The sequence below is a fragment of the Exiguobacterium sp. H66 genome, from assembly GCF_018618705.1.
GTDB lineage: Bacteria > Bacillota > Bacilli > Exiguobacteriales > Exiguobacteriaceae > Exiguobacterium_A > Exiguobacterium_A oxidotolerans.
On record NZ_JACSMQ010000004.1, the window covers coordinates 213,446 to 228,958 of the forward strand.

15 protein-coding genes are annotated in these 15,513 nt (G+C 47.3%); 6 read left to right on the forward strand and 9 right to left on the reverse strand.

Annotated elements, in window-relative coordinates; all coding sequences use genetic code 11:
* Positions 1 to 29: 29 nt before the first annotated feature.
* Both KNP88_RS08975 and KNP88_RS08980 read right to left on the reverse strand, forming a co-directional pair.
* Entirely contained in the window at positions 30 to 440 is a 411-nt protein-coding gene (locus KNP88_RS08975) for a carboxymuconolactone decarboxylase family protein (protein ID WP_088838130.1), read from the reverse strand.
* A gap of 86 nt (positions 441 to 526) precedes the next feature.
* Positions 527 to 1,411 carry a LysR family transcriptional regulator gene (locus KNP88_RS08980; protein WP_214771705.1) on the reverse strand — a complete coding sequence of 295 codons (885 nt, stop codon included), beginning with the start codon at positions 1,409 to 1,411 and terminating at the stop codon, positions 527 to 529.
* 115 nt (positions 1,412 to 1,526) lie between these two features.
* Here KNP88_RS08980 and KNP88_RS08985 point away from each other — a divergent pair, with 115 nt between their 5' ends.
* Positions 1,527 to 2,309, forward strand: a complete 783-nt coding sequence (locus tag KNP88_RS08985) for a 3-hydroxybutyrate dehydrogenase (protein WP_214893357.1) — start codon at positions 1,527 to 1,529, stop codon at positions 2,307 to 2,309.
* 48 nt (positions 2,310 to 2,357) lie between these two features.
* On the opposite strand, the gene KNP88_RS08990 is transcribed toward KNP88_RS08985, so the two are convergent.
* On the reverse strand, positions 2,358 to 2,852 hold the full coding sequence (locus tag KNP88_RS08990; RefSeq protein WP_029331969.1) for a YajQ family cyclic di-GMP-binding protein: 495 nt from the start codon (positions 2,850 to 2,852) through the stop codon (positions 2,358 to 2,360).
* 106 nt (positions 2,853 to 2,958) lie between these two features.
* Between KNP88_RS08990 and pulA the strand changes: the two genes are divergently transcribed.
* Both pulA and KNP88_RS09000 read left to right on the forward strand, forming a co-directional pair.
* Entirely contained in the window at positions 2,959 to 4,968 is a 2,010-nt protein-coding gene (pulA, locus tag KNP88_RS08995) for a type I pullulanase (protein ID WP_214893358.1), read from the forward strand.
* 137 nt (positions 4,969 to 5,105) lie between these two features.
* A complete protein-coding gene (locus KNP88_RS09000) occupies positions 5,106 to 5,588 on the forward strand; it encodes a hypothetical protein (RefSeq protein ID WP_029331967.1) in 483 nt (160 codons plus the stop codon).
* A 62-nt stretch (positions 5,589 to 5,650) separates the two neighbouring features.
* On the opposite strand, the gene KNP88_RS09005 is transcribed toward KNP88_RS09000, so the two are convergent.
* Positions 5,651 to 5,824, reverse strand: coding sequence for a YycC family protein (locus KNP88_RS09005; RefSeq protein ID WP_088838124.1), 174 nt, complete (start codon positions 5,822 to 5,824; stop codon positions 5,651 to 5,653).
* Positions 5,825 to 5,932: 108 nt separating this feature from the next.
* Between KNP88_RS09005 and KNP88_RS09010 the strand changes: the two genes are divergently transcribed.
* The 3 genes from KNP88_RS09010 to KNP88_RS09020 all read left to right on the forward strand — a co-directional run bounded on the left by KNP88_RS09010 (position 5,933) and on the right by KNP88_RS09020 (position 10,127).
* Positions 5,933 to 6,733 (forward strand): hypothetical protein, encoded by an 801-nt coding sequence (locus KNP88_RS09010; RefSeq protein WP_214766404.1) that lies wholly within the window; start codon positions 5,933 to 5,935, stop codon positions 6,731 to 6,733.
* 68 nt (positions 6,734 to 6,801) lie between these two features.
* Complete coding sequence (locus tag KNP88_RS09015; protein ID WP_214893360.1) at positions 6,802 to 8,910, forward strand: MMPL family transporter; 2,109 nt, start codon at positions 6,802 to 6,804, stop codon at positions 8,908 to 8,910.
* A 101-nt stretch (positions 8,911 to 9,011) separates the two neighbouring features.
* The gene (locus KNP88_RS09020) at positions 9,012 to 10,127 is read left to right on the forward strand and encodes an NADH-dependent flavin oxidoreductase (protein ID WP_214810984.1); all 1,116 of its coding nucleotides are present in this window, start codon (positions 9,012 to 9,014) and stop codon (positions 10,125 to 10,127) included.
* Between the two features lie 160 nt (positions 10,128 to 10,287).
* Here KNP88_RS09020 and KNP88_RS09025 read toward each other — a convergent pair whose 3' ends face one another.
* The 5 genes from KNP88_RS09025 to KNP88_RS09045 form a co-directional block, all read right to left on the reverse strand.
* The gene (locus KNP88_RS09025) at positions 10,288 to 10,863 is read right to left on the reverse strand and encodes a 3'-5' exonuclease (protein WP_088838117.1); all 576 of its coding nucleotides are present in this window, start codon (positions 10,861 to 10,863) and stop codon (positions 10,288 to 10,290) included.
* 128 nt (positions 10,864 to 10,991) lie between these two features.
* Positions 10,992 to 12,380 carry an MATE family efflux transporter gene (locus tag KNP88_RS09030; protein ID WP_214893362.1) on the reverse strand — a complete coding sequence of 463 codons (1,389 nt, stop codon included), beginning with the start codon at positions 12,378 to 12,380 and terminating at the stop codon, positions 10,992 to 10,994.
* Positions 12,381 to 12,560: 180 nt separating this feature from the next.
* Positions 12,561 to 13,646, reverse strand: coding sequence for a site-2 protease family protein (locus KNP88_RS09035; RefSeq protein WP_214893364.1), 1,086 nt, complete (start codon positions 13,644 to 13,646; stop codon positions 12,561 to 12,563).
* Between the two features lie 99 nt (positions 13,647 to 13,745).
* Positions 13,746 to 14,297 carry a maltose acetyltransferase domain-containing protein gene (locus KNP88_RS09040; RefSeq protein ID WP_483297877.1) on the reverse strand — a complete coding sequence of 184 codons (552 nt, stop codon included), beginning with the start codon at positions 14,295 to 14,297 and terminating at the stop codon, positions 13,746 to 13,748.
* 123 nt (positions 14,298 to 14,420) lie between these two features.
* The gene (locus tag KNP88_RS09045; RefSeq protein ID WP_214893368.1) at positions 14,421 to 15,305 is read right to left on the reverse strand and encodes an SDR family oxidoreductase; all 885 of its coding nucleotides are present in this window, start codon (positions 15,303 to 15,305) and stop codon (positions 14,421 to 14,423) included.
* Between the last annotated feature and the right edge of the window lie 208 nt (positions 15,306 to 15,513).

A 15,513-nucleotide genomic window follows, 5' to 3' on the forward strand; every position in this document is an offset into this window, starting at 1 on the left:
GCCAGATGCATCGTTCATCCTCCGTTCGCTTAGTCCGTTTCGACAGTGATACCACGTTCTGCGAAAACAGTTTTTGCGACTTCAAGGGCATTTAAGACACGCGGGAAACCTGTATAGGGCACGAGGTGCATGATGGCTTCGACGATTTCATTTCCTGAGAGACCGGCTGTTAACCCCGTGTTGATGTGTAAGGCAAGTTGCGGTTCTGTTCCTTGTGTGACGAGCGTCGAGATTGTGACGAGTGCACGGTCACGGTTCCCGAGTCCAGTGCGACTATACACTTCACCGTAAGCAAAATCTGTAATCCATTCGCCGACGGCAGGTGCGATGTCTTTTAATGACTCTGAGATTTTATCATGTGTGGATTGAGCTGAATTCGCATCTGTGAACTCACTTAATTTTTTGAGACCGACTTCGTGACGTGTTTCATGCGTTGACATAGTAAATAACTTCCTTTCTGAAGTAACGATACATCCCATCATAACGAAAGAAAAACCATGCTACAAATACATGGTTTTTATACATATCATTCTTTTTGTGAATAAGAATCTTGGACGAAACGAATCCACTCCCGTGTGACATACGACTGATAACGTCCGGTCGGGACAGCGACACCTAATTGCCAGGGTACGCGTGTTTCTAACGGAACTGTTTTGACCCCGTTGACTTGAATCCGGTTTGCGAGCGAACGGGGGAGAAGTGTCACGGCATTTTCTTCTGCGACGAGCAGACAAAGGAAATCCCACTGCGAACTGACATGTGTAACAGTCGGTTCAAAACCAGCCGTTCGGCAGGCGTTTAAAACGACGTTATGGAGAGAGAAGGTTTCATTAAACAAAACGAACGGCATCTGTGAAACTTCTTCTAACGCGATGGAAGCGCGTGAAGCGAGCGGATGGTGTTCCGGTAAAAAAAGGTGCAGCTCTTCTTCCATAAAGGGGTAAACGGTTAAGTTTTCATCTGCAGGAAAGACGGTCGCAATTAAATCGACGTCACCCGCGACGACGGCTTTCTCTAAGGCGTGACCGCCGGCCTCGACGATGTCGATTGTTACCATCGGGTACTGTTCTGAAAATTGATGCAACAGACGGGGGAAAAAGAGTGAACCGATTAACGGAGGAAGGCCAATCCGGATGGTTCCTTTTGTTAAGTGCATTACGTCATAGAGATGAGAGGGGAGATCAGAAAGTTGACGTAAGATTTTTTCACCTTCAAGAAGGAGTGTTTCACCAGCGTCTGTCAACACGATTTGTCGTTTACTGCGATCAAATAGTGCAATATCGAGTTCTTCTTCAAGGCTGCGGACCATCTTACTTAAAGTCGGTTGCGTGACATGAAGATAATCGGCAGCACGCGTGAAACTTTTAAACCGGGCGACTTCAGTAAAATATTCGAGTTGTCGAAAATCCATCGTATTTCCTCCTATTCCTAATGGTTATACATAGCATAATAAGGATTCATTTTTATTATTGTTTTTGCAAGCGTACAGTAAAAGAAGTGAAACCGTAAAGAAGGAGTAGATAACAATGAAACAACTTGAAGGAAAAGTAGCGTTAATTACTGGAGCAGCAAGTGGAATCGGTCTTGAAATTGCTGAAGAATTTGCGGCGGAAGGTGCCAAAGTCGTCATCGTCGACTTGCAGGAGCAGGCAGCAAAAAGTGCAGCAGAAGCACTGACGAATAAAGGTTTTGACGCTTTTGCGGTCGCGGGTGACGTAACGAGTGAAGCGGCGATTAAATCGAGTATCGAACAGACGATGGCGCATTACGGAAAAATTGATATCGTCATCAATAACGCCGGCATGCAACACGTCTCACCCATCGAAGACTTCTCGACAGAGACGTTTGATTTGATGCAGAGCATCATGTTACGGGCACCATTTCTCTATACGAAATACGTGTTCCCGATTATGAAAAAACAAGAATTCGGACGGATTCTTAACATGTCATCCATTAATGGTTTGATTGGCTTCGCCGGGAAAGCTGCATACAACAGTGCGAAACATGGCGTGATTGGCTTAACGAAAGTAGCAGCACTTGAAGGTGCGACATCCGGTATTACGGTCAATGCGATTTGCCCGGGTTACGTCGATACACCACTCGTCCAAAAACAATTGTCTTCACTCGCTGAAACGCGGAACGTACCACTTGAGTCTGTCTTAGAAGAAGTCATCTACCCGCTCGTCCCACAACAGCGTTTGTTGCAAGTGAAAGAAATCGCAGATTATGCAATTTTCTTATCAAGTGATAAAGCAGCTGGCGTGACAGGTCAAGCCGTCGTCCTTGATGGTGGATATACAGCGCAATGAGCATAAGTAAATCCCTTCCTCCGACTTGGAGAAAGGGATTTTTGCTGCTTAACGGAAATTGATGAACTGGACGTCGACAGATAATGGTAACTCACGGACGATCTGCATGACTTGTTGCAAGTCATCACGCGATTTAGCCGTGACACGGATTTGGTCATCTTGAATTTGCGTTTTGACTTTTAATTTGGATTCTTTGACGGCATTGTTGATTTTTTTCGCATCATCACGGTCGATTCCACTCTTTAGGATGACACGTTGACGGACTGTGTTCCCGGCTGCCTGTTCGACTTTTTCATACTGTAAGTTCTTTGTCGGGACTTCGCGTTTAATCAACTTCGTCGTCAAGACGTCTTTGACTTGATCGAGTTTAAAGTCGTCATCCGAGATGAGGATTAAATCCTCTTTCTCAAGTTTCATGTCACTCTTCGAACCTTTAAAATCAAAGCGGTTCGTAATTTCCTTCAGTGCGACTTGCATCGCGTTTTTGACTTCCTCGATGTTGATTTGTGACACGATATCAAATGAATTATCTTTTGCTGCCATATGGCATCTCCCCTTTCGTTCTATTCTCTATTTTAGAGAGGAACAGCGGAAGCGTCCACCACTTTGAAATTTTGTTATAATGAATACCATGAAATGAAAGGGGTGCATGGCTTTGAAACAAACAGCAGATATGTTGACGCTCACGCCAAAGGAGATGGATGAGCGTTATGCCTATAGAGGAATGGACTTGGGTGCGACTTTTGAAGAGACGACGATTCGTGTTCGATTGTGGGCACCGACGGCGGAACGTGTGGTCATCCGTCTGTACCGGACGCTGCGTGCAAGAAAAGTAGAGGAAGTCGAACTGTCAGCCGCTGAACGGGGGACATTCGTCGCAGAACTCGATCGTGCTGTGTATGAAGGTTATTTTTATACATTTCAAGCCATCGTCGACGGTCAGAAAGTCGAAGCGGTCGACCCTTATGCAAAAGCAGTCGGAACGAACGGAAAGCGTGGTGCATTAATCGATCCGTCCAACGTACAACCGGACCGTTGGATTGAGGAGCGACCGATGTTCCATTCGTCACAAGATGCTGTCATTTATGAGTTGCACGTTCGCGACGCGACAAGTCATCCGGCGAGTGGTGTGGTCGAACGAGGTACGTTCCGCGGATTGACGGAAGCAGGTACGCGGACGAAAAATGGTGGATTGACGGGACTCGACTACTTAGCTGATTTAGGTGTGACGCACGTTCAATTACTTCCTATCTATGATTTCGGTTCGGTCAACGAAGCAGCACCAAACGATCCGGATAATTACAATTGGGGATACGATCCGGTCAATTTCTTTGCACCGGAAGGTTCCTATTCATCAAACGCAGATGATCCGAAAGCACGCATCCGTGAGCTCAAAGAATTGGTCCAGGCGCTGCATGACCGTGGCATCCGAGTCATCATGGATGTCGTCTTCAACCATACCTATGAAGCAGAAAAGGTTCCGCTTGGTCAGTTCGTTCCGGGTTATTTTTACCGTCAAGCGGCAGACGGAACGCTTTCGAATGGTAGTTTCTGTGGCAATGACACAGCTTCTGAGCGTTTCATGATGCGGAAATTCATCATCGATTGCGTGACGTACTGGGCAAAAGAGTATCATCTCGACGGATTCCGGTTCGACTTGATGGGACTCCACGATATCGAAACGATGAACCAAGTTCGTCATGCACTCGATCGAATCGACCCGTCGATTTTAATCATCGGTGAAGGCTGGGATCTTGATACACCGTTACCGCTCGACCAAAAAGCGAACTATTTCAATGCCCCGCAGATGCCGGGGATTGCACACTTCAATAACGGCTTGCGTGACGGGTTAAAAGGTGATGTCCAAACACCGGAGAACCGCGGCTTTATCAGTGGGGCGTTCGATCGGACGAATGAAGTCAAGCGCGGGATTGCTGGGAACGTTTCATCGCAAGGCTTTGCGGATGAGCCGAACCAAGTCGTCTCCTATGTCGAAGCGCATGACGACTTAACAGTTTGGGACAAGCTCTCTGTCTCACGCCCGGAGGATACGGATGAAGTACGACGCAAGCGCCAAATGCTTGCCAATGCAATCATTTTGACGGGACAAGGGATTCCGTTCCTCCACGCGGGTCAAGAGTTCTTCCGGACGAAGGATGGGATTCGTGATAGTTTCAATGCGGGAGAAGTCGTGAATCGGCTTGATTATGAACGGGCAGAGACATTCAGTTCTTCCGTTGAATATGTCAAAGGGTTGATAGCGATGCGTCGTCAATATCCGATGTTCCGCCTTGAAAATACAGCGATGATTCGCAAACATCTCCGCTTCCTAGAAGAAGGGGAAGGCATCATTGCATATGAGCTGAAGCGGACATATGAAGGTTACGTCGAGCGGCAACGCGTCTATCATAATGCGACAGATGAAGACGTAACGATTGAATTGCCAAGTGGTGAGTTCGAAGTGCTTGTCGAAAACGGATCAGTCAAAATTCATGCGCCTCGTCTGCACGAGGAACGGGAATTATTAGTTCCGGCACTGACGACGACCGTAGTGGCCGAGCGAAAAGCTGACTATAAAAAGTACGCGGTCGCGGGTGGTGCGGCATTGACGATCATCGGTCTCTTATATGCAGCAAACAAACGTCGAAAAAAAGAGTAACCTAGTATGGCAGTCGCGTTGCGGCTGTCATCTTTTCGTATTAATTCTTTTTAGATAATCCAGTTTTAATTCATCTGATGCGGGAAAATAGATTAAGTAGTATTTAGAGGATTAGTTTTCTGAAAGGGAGCGTCAGCATGTTTGGATTTGATGATATCTGGAAATTTTTCTTATCGTTTTTTCTGTTATTACCGATTGTGACATTAATTCATGAAATGGGGCATTATTTCTTCGCACGATTGTTCGGAGGAAATATGGAAATCAATATTGGGTCAGGCAAGTCATTGGTACGTGTCGGACCGATTCGTTTGAATCGAATTTACTTTTGGGATGGCTGGTGCCAGTATGAGGCACTCCGGCATGAAAATAAATTTACGAACATCATGGTGTACTTGGGTGGTTCGTTAGCGAACGTTGCAGGTATTTTAATCGTCAACGGATTGATTTATGCCGGAGTGTTCGAAGCATCGATCTTTACGTATCAGTTCGCTTATTTCTCCTTCTACTTTGTTTTCTTTTCACTCTTTCCGATTGATCATCCGAATGGATATCCGAGTGATGGGAAAGCAATCGTCAATGTCTTTCGGTACGGCAAGTCGGAGTATAATCCGCAAGCGTAAAAAAAGAGGCCTAGTGCCTCTTTTTTCGTAGGGATTGGAGTGCTGCTTGTCAGAAGTGGAGCTTAGTTTGTCTCCTCATCACTTGATTCAGTTGCAGCATCCGCTTGTTCGCTCTCGAGTTCGACTAACTTTTGGATTAAGATGTGACGCGGCATATGCATCAATTGTTCGAGTGGTACATTCAGACGCTTCGCGAGCTCGACTGCCGTGTCAGCAGAAAGTTGTAATGGTTTCATGAAAGATCCTCCTTTTGATGATTGGTTCTAGTATACAAGACATACAACGCGAGCGCATCGACAGTAGCTAGAAATCAAGAAGGTTGATACCGTAGGAGGTAGGAAGTGATGTATATGTATAAACCAGCGGCTGAGCTGTTGCTCCATGAATCGGTATCGTTATTTGAACGAGTAGGAGAGGAATTCGTCTTGTTTCGAGAGCAAGGAGGATTTACGAAATGCGATGCAGATTTAAAAATAGTTTGGGAAACAGCCTGTGCTTATGTTCCATTCACGTGGTACCTCGAACCGAATGGAAGTCGTGCGTTCATCGTCTTCGAAGAAACGATTGTCTTCGGATTACTTGATTTAAAGAATGGTCAGATAACATATATGAATCGCCCGGATATCTGGGCGGATGCTTGGTTTAGTAACCTGTATGAGTGGAGTGGCAATCAACTGTTCTTATACGCAGCGGAAACGGATATCGTCCGCTTTGATTTGATGACGGAAGCAGGAACTTTTTCAGACTATGACGAAGCCCCTTTATTAGGGCGCATCGTCGAGCGTGGATACAATGAACAGTTGACGTTCGAACGATTTATTGCGCCGGCGACGATCATCTCATACGATCCCGATCAGACGCGATACGTCATTTGGGATGCGGTCAAGCAAGAAGAACAAGTCATCCCGTTCTCGGACTATGAAGAATATTCACTCGTCGATAGTCAGAAACAATTGTTTTCTGTCACGGATGCGACACGATTTTACCTCTATGAGGACAAACAATTAAAGTTTAAATTTGAAGGGTGTCAGTCGTCCGTATTGTTAAAAAGTCTGTTGCTTGACGAACAGGCAAGACGACTAGCAATCGTTTCGACGTCACCGAATTTCGGAAACACGTGGGTTCAAATTTTTCACAAGACGTAAACACATCCTTTGTCGATCGTACGAAGGATGTTTTTGCTGTCTAAGTAGAAAAAAGGAGGAGTCGACAGATGGAACGTCTTGGTCAGAAGATTGTTCGTTTTCGAAAAAGCATCAGTCTCGTCTGGTTGATTGCACTGATTGTCCTTGGGTATTTCGCCCTTCAATTACCCGATCAATTGAAAGGGAACGGCTTCACCCGTGACGGGGAATTTCAACAAGTGGAGCAGGTGTTAGAACAAGAATTTAAGCAAGACCCCCATCAAATCATCGTCTTGTTTGAAGGGGATGAACAAACGATTCGCAAAGAAATGACGCGGCATGTCACGGTGTTTCGTGACATCGAGGGAATCGGTCAAGTCGTTGGACCCGTCGAAAACAAGCAAGCGATTCGCGACGGAAAAGGATATCTTTCGGTCGGGACTCCGGATATTGAGCAGAAGTGGACGAACGCCATCGAAAATAAACTAGATGTTCCGGAGGACGTGTCTGTCCGGTTGACCGGCGAACCACTGATCGTCGACGACTTGAACACGGCCTCGAAAAACGACTTGGTTCGTGCTGAATTGATTGGTGTTCCAGCGGCTTTACTTGTCTTACTTATCGTCTTCGGGACACCCTTGGCAGCTGTCTTACCGCTCATCATGGGACTCGTTACGTTCATCTTCGGTGCCGGGATTCTCTATTTTGTCGCGGGACAACAAGAGTTATCCATTTTCGTTCTAAACGCCGTCGCGATGATCTCACTCGCGCTCGGAATCGATTTTTCACTGCTTTACGTCAATCGTTTTCGAGAGGAACAGGGCAAAGGGTATTCGATTGCGCGGGCAGCAGAAGTCTCTGTCGCGACAGCCGGTCGTTCGATTTTATTTTCTGGGATTTGCGTCTTTGTCGGGCTCGCTGGTCTGTTAGTCATCGATGTCGATGTCTTTCAAGCGGTCGCAATCGGGACGCTCGTCTCGGTACTGGGTGCCGTCATTAGTGCCATCACGTTACTACCCGCCTTACTCGCACTGTTCGGTGCAGGATTAGAAAAAGGACGGATCTTTAAGTCCGGCTCGGATCGTGGTGAGCAACGCTGGCGGAATCTGGCGCGCTTCGTCATGAAGCGTCCTGTGGCGATTACGATTTTTTCGCTGATGTTACTCGTCCCGTGCTTGATTCCTTTACGTGACTTGGAGTTGAACATTCCGCAAGCGAGTGCCCTGCCGGAAGATTATGCATCAAGGCTTGCTTTTGAGTCATGGGAAAAAACGTTTGGGGATGACGGGACCGACGCAGTCGTGTTAGTCGAGGGGGACTTTTCGTCTGAAGCAGGACTCAGTCGTCTCGAGGACGCGACACGACAGTTTCAAGCAGATAGCGGTGTGAAAGAAGTAATTTCCGGCGCGACCTTAGCCGAGCAGAACGGACTCGATTTGCAGCAAGCCGTTCAAATCGAGCAGGCGAAACAACAGTTGATCCCTTGGATTGCGTTTGACGCGGACGTCGCCCGGGTGAACGTCAATTTAGCCGGTGACCCCGGTGATCAAGCCTCGCAGGACTGGGTCAGGAAAGTCCGGGAAATGGGCTTTACGATTGGTGGTCCTGCCGCATTCAATCAAGAAATCTACGATGAGATTTATGACAAGATGCCGCTTGCGCTCAGTGTCGTGTTACTCGCGACGTTCTTGATTTTATTGATTGCGTTTCGCTCGATCTTAATTCCGATTAAAGCGATTTTGATGAACTTACTCAGTCTCGGTGCGACATTCGGATTGCTCGTCATTTTATTTGAATCAGGACTCGTTTTTCCGGCAGAAACGATTGGCATTTTGACGCCGGTCTTTATCTTCTCGCTCGTATTCGGTCTATCGATGGACTATGAAGTATTCTTAGTTTCACGGATGGAAGAATATTATGACGAGACGGGTGACAATGACGTCGCGACGGAAATGGGGCTTGCGAAGACAAGTAAAATCATCACATCGGCTGCCTTGATCATGATCGTCGTCACGGGAGCGTTTGCCTTCACGGGTGTCAGCCCGATTAAGCAACTCGGTGTCGGGATTGCGCTCGCGATCTTCATCGATGCGACGATTGTTCGGATGCTGTTAGTTCCAGCCTTGATGAAGTTATTCGGACACTGGAACTGGTGGTGGCCGGGCGGTCGACGGAAACGTCAAACGAAGCTCCACTAAACAAGCGAGCAGATTGGCTAGGCACATCATTAGGCATTTTGAAAAGTCCGAGCGTATACTGACGATATTCAAGTTAAGATTTCAGAGGAGGATATGTTTCAATGGCTAATGAAAAGATGTTTGATACGTTTACACTTCCAAACGGAGTGACACTGAAAAACCGTGTCATGATGGCGCCGATGACAAACTATGCGGCAGAAGAGAATGGTGAAGTTTCGGAAGCGGAACTCGCTTATTATGCAGCACGTTCAGGTGGCGTCGGTGCAGTCATCACAGCTTGTGCCAACGTCACAGCGGATGGACAAGGTTTCCCGAATGAATTCGGCGCAGAGCGTGATGAACTCATTCCAAGCTTAAAACGTCTTGCAACAACGATCCAAGACAAAGGCGCAAAAGCCATTCTTCAAATTTTCCACGCAGGCCGGATGGCACCACCAGAACTCGTCGGCGGACAGACAGTCAGCGCGAGTGCTGTAGCGCCAGAACGTGAAGGTGCCATGACACCACGTGCACTCGAAGCAGAAGAAGTCGAAGCCATCATCGAAGCATTCGGTCAAGCGACGCGTCGTGCGATGGAAGCTGGATTTGATGGTGTTGAAATTCATGGTGCAAATACGTACCTGATTCAACAATTCGTCTCACCACACTCAAACCGTCGTGATGACAAATGGGGTGGCAGCCTTGAAAAACGTTTGGCATTCCCACTTGCTGTCGTCGATGCAGTCGAAGCGGTCGCAAAACAAGACCCATCGTTCATCGTCGGATATCGCTTCTCACCAGAAGAAATCGAAAACCCGGGGATTACACTAGAAGACACAATGCAGCTCGTTGATGTGCTCGCTAAAAAAGACTTAGACTACCTGCACGTCTCCGTCATGGACTTCTTTGCTGGTTCGATTCGTGATGAAAACGAAACACGTTCACCAATCACACTCGTTCAAGAGCGTGTGGGACAACAGGTTCCAGTCATCGGTGTCGGATCACTCCACACACCAGAAGAAGTCGAACGTGCCTTAACAGAAGTGCCACTCGTCGCACTTGGTCGTGAATTAATCATGGAACCGAACTGGGTCGAAAAAGTCGAAGCAGGAGACGTCGCGTCGATTCGGACAGAACTTGATCCAACAACACAAGCAGAACTCGTGATGCCAGATGCACTGTGGCAAGGAATTATTAGCCGTCCAGGCTGGTTCCCGATTAAACAAACAACAAACTAAACAACGCGCTTAAAAAAAGGAGGATTCGACGATGTAGTCGAGTCCTCCTTTTAGCATGCAGACGTTTTTAAGCGCGTTCCGTCGTGGATCGCTTCCAAAGCGAAAAGCAACCATGAGCGTCATCTTATTGTATCCGAACAAATCGCCTATGAAACAAGAATTAATAAGCGACTTGTCCCATTCGTACACCACAAAATTCGTGGAGGGTGACGGGATGATCAAGATTTGTCCGGTCGAGCATATCGTTTAGCAACAATGCGCAAATGTAGGCATCTTCCTTTGCATCGTGGTGTTTAAACGATACACCTAAAAAATCGGCCATCGTGTTCAATTTATGATTCGGCAGCCACGGATAAAGTTTACGGGATAGCTTGACGGTGCAGCCATATCGAAATGCGGGGATTTGATACAAGTCATACTTTTGAATTGCTTTTTGCAGAGCACCCATGTCAAATGCTGCATTGTGTGCAACAATCAGTTCGGCACCGGCAATCAAATCATATAAGCCGTGTTGTTCCATCGCTTCCGGTAAAGCAGGTTCGTTCCAAACGTCACTCGGACGGATGCCATGGACCCGAATATTTCCGGCATCGAACTCTTCTTCTGGATTGATCAAGACTTGATTACTCGTAACGACCTGACCGTTCGCGAGGACAGACCAACCGAATGCACAAATACTGCGACTGTTTCGATTCGCTGTTTCAAAGTCGATGGCTAATGTATAGGGTTGTACCATAATCATCACTCCTTTTCTTAGAGCATACCGTATTCAGACTTAGAATGCATGTTCGTATTTCGGCCCGAGCATCTTTTTTTCCTCAAGAAACCCGCCCACATGACATGTGAACGGGACGGCGATGATAATTATTTAGCTTGAACGGCTTCAGGTGCTGGGTCTGTATATTCTTGGGGCTTAAAGAGCATGACCCGGTCGCGATAAGCAAAGACACTCGCAGTCAGGACTGCCATCAAGTCAGCAATCGGAAAGGCGAACCAGACACCGCTGACGCCGAAGAACATCGGTAAAATCAACACGAGTGGAATCGTGTAAAGTGTTTGACGTGATAAAGAAAGGAAAAGCGCGACACGGGCTTTCGCGAGTGATTGATACATGCCGTTAATGATCATCTGAATCCCATAGACAAATGAGACGGCGAAAAGAATCCGCATCGCGGTCGAACCATCATCGAGCAGTGCTGTATCATTCGTGAACATTCCGACCCAGAAGCGTGGGAAGAGTTGAATCAATAACCAAAGTGTAATCGATAATGACAGACCGTACCGCATCGCAAGTTTGATGGCGAGCGACATGCGGTCGAATTGTTTCGAACCAAAGTTGTAGCCGACGATTGGCTGCATCCCTTGGACGATTCCCATGATGGGCATCCCGACGAGCGCCATGAACTTGTTGATGACGGCGAAGGTCGCAAGTTCCGTCGTCCCCCCGTATCGGACGAGCATATGGTTGACGGTGATGAACAAAACGGATTGGGAGACTTGCATGATGAAGGACGACGAACCGATTTGCGACATCCGGACAACGAGCTTTGGTTCAAAACAGAAGGCTTCACGGTCTAATAGGAGACTTGTCTTTTTCTGTTTCGTAAAGAAGAACCGGAAAATCAAGATGGAACCGACGATTTGAGCGACGACGGTCCCGAGTGCCGCCCCTTTAATGCCCCAATCGAATCCGAAGATGAATAAAGGAGTCAAAATCGTATTGATGGCGACAGTTGTCAACATGACACGCATTTGGTAGTTGGCGCGTCCTTCCGCCCGTAACATCGCACTTGATGCCATCGTCAACATGAAGAATGGGGAACCGAACAGCAAAACACGCAAGAAATCGATGCTGTACGGCATGATTTCATCGGTTGCTCCAAAGACACGCAACAATGGCTCGACGAAGATGAAGGCGGAGACGATGGCGAGCATACTGACGACGAACACGACCATCAAAACATTTGCATATGCGCGACTGGCTCCGATTAAATTTTTTTGACCGAGTCGTTGGGAGGCAATCGCGGCGCCGCCGATTCCAAGTGAATTAGCAATCGCCATCAAAACGAGTTGGACGGGAAACGCGATTCCGACGGCAGCGACAGCAATCGTCCCAATTCCTTGGGCGACAAAAATCGTATCGACGATGTTATAGAGCGCAGTGACGAGCATACCAATCATCGCCGGGAGCGATAATCCAATCAATAATTTATTGATGGGTGCATCTCCCAGTTGGGCAGTATTCTTATTCATCGGTAGGAGAGCCTCCTTTAAGGTAAGTACGTTGGCTTTTACTCAGACTAGTCGCTTGGGTCGGCAGATGCAAGAAATCACTCCAGGCAATGTGCAAAGAGGAACTGTTCTATCCTTGTGACGAATCGGTATGAAAACAAAAACACTCCGACAACAGTACAGTGACGGAGTGTTTGCGCGTTAAGAGGGTAACGGTAAATAGCCTTTTGAGTATTCGAAAGCGAGGAAGAGAATCGCTCCGAGTGCCAAATAGGCAACTAACGTAATCGCTTGTTGTTTTTTCGGCATCTGGTGGTACTCAACCGATTTTTCCGCTTCAAGCAACGGTTCGATGCGTTGGTCGAGTCGACGCAGCAAGGCATCGTAATCATTCGCCGAATCATATTGATAGCGTAAAAGTTCGTCAGCAGCTGGTTTTGCTTCTTCCGGACTTGCACTCCGCAGACTTTGCAAGTCATGGCGTAAAGTCCATGCAATCGGATCATAGCTCGATGTAGCGGAGACTGTAGTCTCACCTGAGTCGAGTTGATCGCTCTCAGCCGGTTCAGTGATTGGCTGTTGTTCCTGTTCCGCTTTTGCTTGTAAAACACGGTTGCGGGCTGCCCGGTACAACATCAGGACGGATTGATTGTCTTCGTATTGTTTCGCAAAACGGTACCGTTTCCAGACGGCACTGCCGCCGAGGAAAGCGATCAACAATAAGATGATGCTGAAATGGGTGAGACCGTAGGCAATCAGGGCAGCGAGTCCTGCAATCCAGACGACGATCGGCAGACCAGCTAAAATCCGTCCGCCATCGAGTGGACTGACCGGGAGTAAATTGAATAGATTGAGCAGGGCACCTAAGTGGAAGATAACGAGCCAAAAATCATTTCCTGTCACGGCATATCCAATCAAAAGCGGGATAAGGGAGAGCAGTCCGGCGAGCGGACCCCCGTAGGCTAAGATTGCTTCTTGTTTCGGCGTTCGGAATGTATCTTTGATCCCGATGACGGCCCCCATGAACGGAACGAAAATCGCTGGTCCCGTCTTAAAACCCAGGCGTTTTGCAGCAGCTAAATGTCCCATCTCATGAATGAACAATAGGTAAAGCAAACCAACACCAAACCAAACACCAAAAATTTGGGCATAAAAGAGAAGCGAAATACCGAACGAAATCAGCGTTCCTCCGAACTTCGAAAATTTTAAGAGTGCAAGGACGACCTTTCCTTTCGAGAGCAAAAATGCTCCGGCGACGGCAAGGCCTCCCCAACGTTTTTTATCCATCATGAATTCCTTCTTCCATAAATATGACGTTCTGTCTCTAGTGTACGCCAAATTAAGAAAAAAAGTTTCATTTGCCGCCGGTTCAGTCTGTTTCCCACATCAAATCGTTTTGAGGATTTTAGCAGGATTTCCACCCACGACCGTATTCGCAGGGACATCTTTAACGACGACGCTCCCGGAAGCGATGACCGCATTATCACCAATCGTCACACCGGGATTAATGACAGCTCGTCCGCCGATCCAGACGTTATCCCCGATGACGACGGGTTTGCCGAATTCATACCCACTATTTCGTTCGACAGGATCTAGCGGATGCGTCGCTGTATAAATGTGGACGCCCGGAGCAAGCATACAGTTGTCACCGATCGTAATCGGGCAAATGTCGAGCAGCACACAATCGTAATTAGCATAAAACCGGGCACCAAGCGTGATGTTGTAGCCATAATCACATTTAAAAGACGGTTCGATGTAAAAATCCGTTTGTTCCGTCCATAAAAGTTGTTGCAGGAGCGATTTTCGGTCGGGCAGCTCTTCGATGCTCAGTTGGTTGAATCGATGACAAAGCATCTGGGCCCGTTTCCGGTCCGCCACGAGCTCCGCATCCCCGGCTAAGTACAACTGACCTTGAATCATCTTTTCTTTTTCTGTCACATGAATCATCTCCTATCATATGTATACCTTCATTAGACTAAACCGGACGGGGAGAAGCAACTGATACCAAAAAAAAGCGGTTTTGATGTCGCCATCAAAACCGCTTTTTATTCTAGCATTCAATTAAGCGAGTTCAATTCCGCCTGTCACACCATAAATTTGTGCCGTGACATAACTGGCATCGTCAGACGCGAGGAAGACATAGACGCTCGAAAGTTCGACCGGTTGACCACTTCGTTTGAGTGGTGTTTCTTGTCCGAATTCCGGAATGTTTTCGCTCGGTTGACCACCTGAGATTTGAAGTGGTGTCCAAATTGGACCCGGCGCGACCGAATTGACGCGGATGCCTTTTGGCGCAATTTGTTTCGCGAGGCCGCGTGTGAATCCATTGATGGCAAATTTCGTTGAGGCGTAATCAAGTAAGTTCTCACTCGGATTGTATCCTTGAACAGAAGTTGTCGTGATGATCGAAGCACCTTCTTTTAGAAGTGGGAGAGCGGCTTTAACGACCCAAAACAGCGAGAAGACATTAATTTCATATGTTTTCCGGAGTTGTTCTGTTGACAGATCCATGATGTCCTCGACAGCTTGTTGTTTTCCGGCGACGAGTGCAAGGATGTCGAGTCCGCCAAGTGAATCATGTGCCTCTTTGACAAGTTGCTGACAGAACGATTCGTCACTTAAATCACCTGCGAGTAAGTACGCTTTTTGACCAGCTGCTTCGACAAGTGCTTTTACTTCTTCTGCATCTTGTTGTTCTTCCGGGAGATAGTTCAGGAAGACATCTGCTCCTTCACGGGCATAAGCAATCGCAGCAGCACGTCCGATTCCTGAATCACCGCCTGTAATCAACGCTTTCTTACCTTTTAGTTTACCTGAACCTTTGTAGCTTTCTTCTCCACAATCCGGAACGGGTTCCATTTTTGCCTGGACAGCCGGTGGCTCCTGATACTGTTTTGGGAAATCATCGTTGAAGTGTTGTGTAAGTGGATTTTTAGACTGTGACATGAACTGATTCCTCCTAGGTAGTGGTTTGATTTGCATAAGAAGTATGTTCCCTGTCATTTCACGTTTAAACGTCAACTTATTAACCAAGTGAAGTTTTTATTAGAGCGAAAAGGCTACTCGATAAGGCTATAGCAACAAATAACTGAATGCGAACGAAGGGCGAATAAAAAAATCGGAGTCCACAGGTGTGAACTCCGATTTTTACTAA

What these genes read in the sequence shown, in the direction of transcription:
- KNP88_RS08975 (WP_088838130.1), bottom strand. Translation starts at nt 440, where the DNA reads ATGTCAACGCATGAAACACGTCACGAAGTCGGTCTCAAAAAATTAAGT.
- KNP88_RS08980 (WP_214771705.1), bottom strand. Translation starts at nt 1,411, where the DNA reads ATGGATTTTCGACAACTCGAATATTTTACTGAAGTCGCCCGGTTTAAA.
- KNP88_RS08985 (WP_214893357.1), top strand. Translation starts at nt 1,527, where the DNA reads ATGAAACAACTTGAAGGAAAAGTAGCGTTAATTACTGGAGCAGCAAGT.
- KNP88_RS08990 (WP_029331969.1), bottom strand. Translation starts at nt 2,852, where the DNA reads ATGGCAGCAAAAGATAATTCATTTGATATCGTGTCACAAATCAACATC.
- pulA (WP_214893358.1), top strand. Translation starts at nt 2,959, where the DNA reads ATGGCTTTGAAACAAACAGCAGATATGTTGACGCTCACGCCAAAGGAG.
- KNP88_RS09000 (WP_029331967.1), top strand. Translation starts at nt 5,106, where the DNA reads ATGTTTGGATTTGATGATATCTGGAAATTTTTCTTATCGTTTTTTCTG.
- KNP88_RS09005 (WP_088838124.1), bottom strand. Translation starts at nt 5,824, where the DNA reads ATGAAACCATTACAACTTTCTGCTGACACGGCAGTCGAGCTCGCGAAG.
- KNP88_RS09010 (WP_214766404.1), top strand. Translation starts at nt 5,933, where the DNA reads ATGTATATGTATAAACCAGCGGCTGAGCTGTTGCTCCATGAATCGGTA.
- KNP88_RS09015 (WP_214893360.1), top strand. Translation starts at nt 6,802, where the DNA reads ATGGAACGTCTTGGTCAGAAGATTGTTCGTTTTCGAAAAAGCATCAGT.
- KNP88_RS09020 (WP_214810984.1), top strand. Translation starts at nt 9,012, where the DNA reads ATGGCTAATGAAAAGATGTTTGATACGTTTACACTTCCAAACGGAGTG.
- KNP88_RS09025 (WP_088838117.1), bottom strand. Translation starts at nt 10,863, where the DNA reads ATGGTACAACCCTATACATTAGCCATCGACTTTGAAACAGCGAATCGA.
- KNP88_RS09030 (WP_214893362.1), bottom strand. Translation starts at nt 12,380, where the DNA reads ATGAATAAGAATACTGCCCAACTGGGAGATGCACCCATCAATAAATTA.
- KNP88_RS09035 (WP_214893364.1), bottom strand. Translation starts at nt 13,646, where the DNA reads ATGGATAAAAAACGTTGGGGAGGCCTTGCCGTCGCCGGAGCATTTTTG.
- KNP88_RS09045 (WP_214893368.1), bottom strand. Translation starts at nt 15,305, where the DNA reads ATGTCACAGTCTAAAAATCCACTTACACAACACTTCAACGATGATTTC.